2 protein-coding genes and 1 pseudogene are annotated in these 3,529 nt (G+C 70.6%); all 3 read left to right on the top strand.

All coding sequences use genetic code 11. From position 1 onward, the window contains the following. Positions 1 to 316: pseudogene (locus H5J26_RS29450) on the top strand (biotin-dependent carboxyltransferase family protein); the annotation flags it as partial. A 212-nt stretch (positions 317 to 528) separates the two neighbouring features. Beyond that, positions 529 to 3,204, top strand: a complete 2,676-nt coding sequence (lanKC, locus tag H5J26_RS29445) for a class III lanthionine synthetase LanKC (RefSeq protein WP_181769013.1) — start codon at positions 529 to 531, stop codon at positions 3,202 to 3,204. Positions 3,205 to 3,258: 54 nt separating this feature from the next. After that, entirely contained in the window at positions 3,259 to 3,390 is a 132-nt protein-coding gene (locus H5J26_RS29440; protein ID WP_181769012.1) for a SapB/AmfS family lanthipeptide, read from the top strand. Positions 3,391 to 3,529: the final 139 nt, after the last annotated feature.

Here is a 3,529-nt window from a genome sequence, read left to right as displayed (position 1 = left end):
GCGCACGGACTGGTTCACGCAAGGGGCGTTGCGCACTCTCGTGACCGGCGAATACCGGGTCTCCTCCGCCAGCAACCGCATCGGGCTGCGGCTGGACGGGCCGGTGCTGGAGCGAGCCGAGACCCGTGAACTGCCCAGCGAGGGCATCGCGTTGGGCGCCCTTCAGGTGCCACCGGAGGGGCGGCCGGTCGTCTTCCTCGCCGATCACCCGGTCACGGGCGGCTATCCGGTCATCGGCGTCGTCCCGCAGGAGGCTCTTGCGGCTGTGGCGCAGGCGGTGCCCGGTACGCCCGTGCGCTTCGTGCCCACCGGCTGACGCCCCCCCGGCAGGCCGTGATCGTCGCGCGTCCGAGGCTCCGTTCCCGGAAATGTTCCCGGAAAGCAGTCGCTTTCGGACAGCGCACCAAGTGCCGCGTCCGAAAAGCGAGTTCACCCATGCATTCTTAACGGTTGCCTCGTGACAGTCGTTACTGTTCCTCCACATCTCCGCATGTAATTCTCTTTTCATGCCGCAGAGGGGGGATTGAAATGGACAAGCGATACGAGGTCTTCTGCCTCGCAGACAGATACTTCTATGAGACTCCGGACCGTTTGTCCGGGGGTCCCTCGGAATCCGGTCCCTCGGAATCCGGTTCCGCGAACTCCGGTTCCGGGACGGCCGAAGACTCCGATGCCCTTGCCACGGCGCAGCGCCCCGTGCCCGAAGGATGGCAGGCCAGCCGCTCCGGTGACTGGCTCCAGCTCAGCCCGGTGCAGGGGGAACTGCAGGCGCAGGGCTGGAAGGTCCACGCCTCGGCCGCGCTCCGGAACGCCGACAGGGTGGCCGCAGCGGTGTGGGACTACTGCGTCGCCCGGGGAATCCCCTTCAAATTCGTGCCGGCCCGCACGCTGCTCTATCTGCGGAATGCCAAGTACGCCGGCCGCGGCACGAGCGGCAAATTCGCCACCATCTATCCGGCGGACGAGAAGCAACTCCGCACGCTTCTGACCGAGTTGGGCGAGGAACTCGCCGGCGAACCCGGCCCGTACATCCTCACCGACCTGCGCTGGGGCGAAGGCCCGCTCTACGTGCGCTACGGCGGCTTCGCCCGGCGCTTCTGCCTCTCACCGCAGGGACAGCTGGTGCCGGCGATCGAGGACGGGGAAGGGCGGCTCGTACCCGACCGCAAGGACCCCGTCTTCCACGTGCCGGACTGGGTGACGCTGCCGGAGTTCCTGGAGCCGCACCTGGCCGCCAGGCAGGGAGCCTCGCTCACCGGCCTCCCGTACCGCGTCGAGCGTGCCCTGCACTTCTCCAACGGCGGTGGCGTGTACGGCGGTACGGACTCCCGCACCGGTGAGGCGGTCGTGCTCAAGGAGGCCCGCCCGCACGCCGGGCTCGCCGCCGACGGCGCCGACGCGGTGGCACGTCTGGAGCGTGAGAAGGCGGCCATGGAACGGCTCGCGGGGTTGTCCGTCGCACCGGGTGTGCGCGACTGGTTCACGGTCGACGGCCACCGCTTCCTCGTCATGGACCACCTGCCGGGGCAGACCCTCAACTCCTTCTTCGCCCAGCGTCATCCGCTGCTGACCGAGACCCCGGACCCGGCGGCCGTCTCCGAGTACACCCGATGGGCCCTGCGCATCCACAGGCTGGTGGAGGAAGCGGTCGAGGCGGTGCACTCGCGCGGGCTGGTCTTCAACGACCTGCACATGTTCAACATCATGGTCGCCCCCGACGAACGCTCCGTGCGCCTGCTGGACTTCGAGGCGGCGGCGCCGGCCGAGGAGAATCCGCGGCAGATCGTCGCCCACCCGGGCTTCATCGCTCCCGCCGACCGCGTGGGCTACGAGATCGACCGCTACGCCCTCGCCTGCCTGCGGATCGCGCTCTTCGTGCCGATGACGATGCTGCTCGCCGTCGACCGGGCCAAGGCGGCGCACCTCGCCGAGGTGGCAGCCGAGCAATTCCCGGAGGTGCCGAGGGAGTTCCTCCAGGAGGCGGTGGCCGTCATCGAGGGCCGCTCCGCCGGCGACGCGCCGCCCGGCACCGGTGCGTCGCAGATGCCGGTCCGCCCGGCCGACTGGCCGCGCAGCCGTGACGCGATGGCGAGGTCCGTACTGGTCTCGGCGACGCCCGAGCGTGACGACCGGCTCTTCCCGGGCGACATCGCGCAGTTCGCCGACGGCGGTGGTCTCGGTCTCGCCCACGGAGCGGCCGGCGTGCTCTACGCGCTGGCGGAGACCGGCTCACCCTCCTGCCCCGAGGGCGAGGAGTGGCTGCTGAGGCACAGCGGCACCCCGCCGCAGGGCACCCCGCTCGGCTTCTACGACGGTCTGCTCGGTGCCGCGTACGTGCTGGACCGGTTCGGACACTCCCAGGAAGCGCTGAAGCTCGCCGACCGCGTGCTCGATGAGAAGTGGCAGCGCCTCGGCCCCACTCTGTACGGCGGACTCGCAGGTATCGGGCTCGCGTTGGACCGGCTGGGCACCACCACGGGCGAGACCGCGCTGCACGCCCATGCCGCCACGGCCGCGCGGCTGCTCGCCGAGAGCCTCGCCGCCCGTACCGCCGCGGCGGGAGGGGAGGGCGAGGACCCCTGGCGGGGACGCGCCGGCCTGATGCATGGCTCCACCGGAGCGGCACTGCTCTTCCTGCGCCTGTACGAACGCACCGGCGACGCCGAGCTGCTGGACCTGGCGTCGGACGCCCTGCGCCGCGACCTCGCGCACTGCGTACCCGACCGGAGCGGCACGCTCCAGGTCGACGAGGGAAGGCGCATCATGCCCTACCTCTCAGGCGGCAGCGCCGGCATCGGAATGGTCTTGGACGACCTGCTCCAACACCGGCCGGACGAGGACGAGTTCAGCACGGCACGATCCGCCGTCCTGCCCGCAGCCCGCATGCGCTACTACGCGCAGCCGGGGCTGTTCCAGGGGCGAGCGGGGATGCTGCTCTACCTCAGCCGTACCACCGCACCCGACGCCGACGCGTCCGGGATCGCCGCCCAACTGGACGGGCTGGCCTGGTACGGCATGAACCACCAGGGCGGTCTGGCCTTCCCCGGCGACCAGATGATGCGGCTGTCGATGGACCTGGCCACCGGTACGGCGGGCTGCCTGCTCGCCACGAGTGCCGCGACCGCCGCGCTGCGGGGCGAGCCGCCCGTCGGCCTGCCCTTCCTTCCGCCGCTGCCACGCGGCGGCCCAAAGACCGGTCCGTGATCGGGCCGTACCGATGCACCACCGTCCCCGTAAGAGAAACCGAAAGGAAACGACATGTCGCTTCTCGACCTGCAGTCGCTGGAGTCCCAGGACAACCACACCGGCGGCGGTGGCGGCGACCTGAGCAGCGCCAGCCTGCTCCTGTGCGACACGCACAGCTCGCACAGCGCCCTGCTGTGCCTCTGAACCTCACCCGGCGTTTCGCTGAAGTGAGTTGAACCGTGGCCCCGGACCGGGTGTGGCGAAGCCACCCTGTCCGGGGCCACATCCACCTGGGAGGAGAGGCGCCATGGCGAGGGCCGGGAAGGGAGCCGACCCGCACGCG

It is taken from the genome of Streptomyces albidus (ex Kaewkla and Franco 2022), from assembly GCF_013870515.1.
Taxonomy (GTDB): domain Bacteria; phylum Actinomycetota; class Actinomycetes; order Streptomycetales; family Streptomycetaceae; genus Streptomyces; species Streptomyces albidus.
Note: the sequence above shows the minus strand (reverse complement) of the source record. Positions and strands in the feature narration are given on the sequence as shown.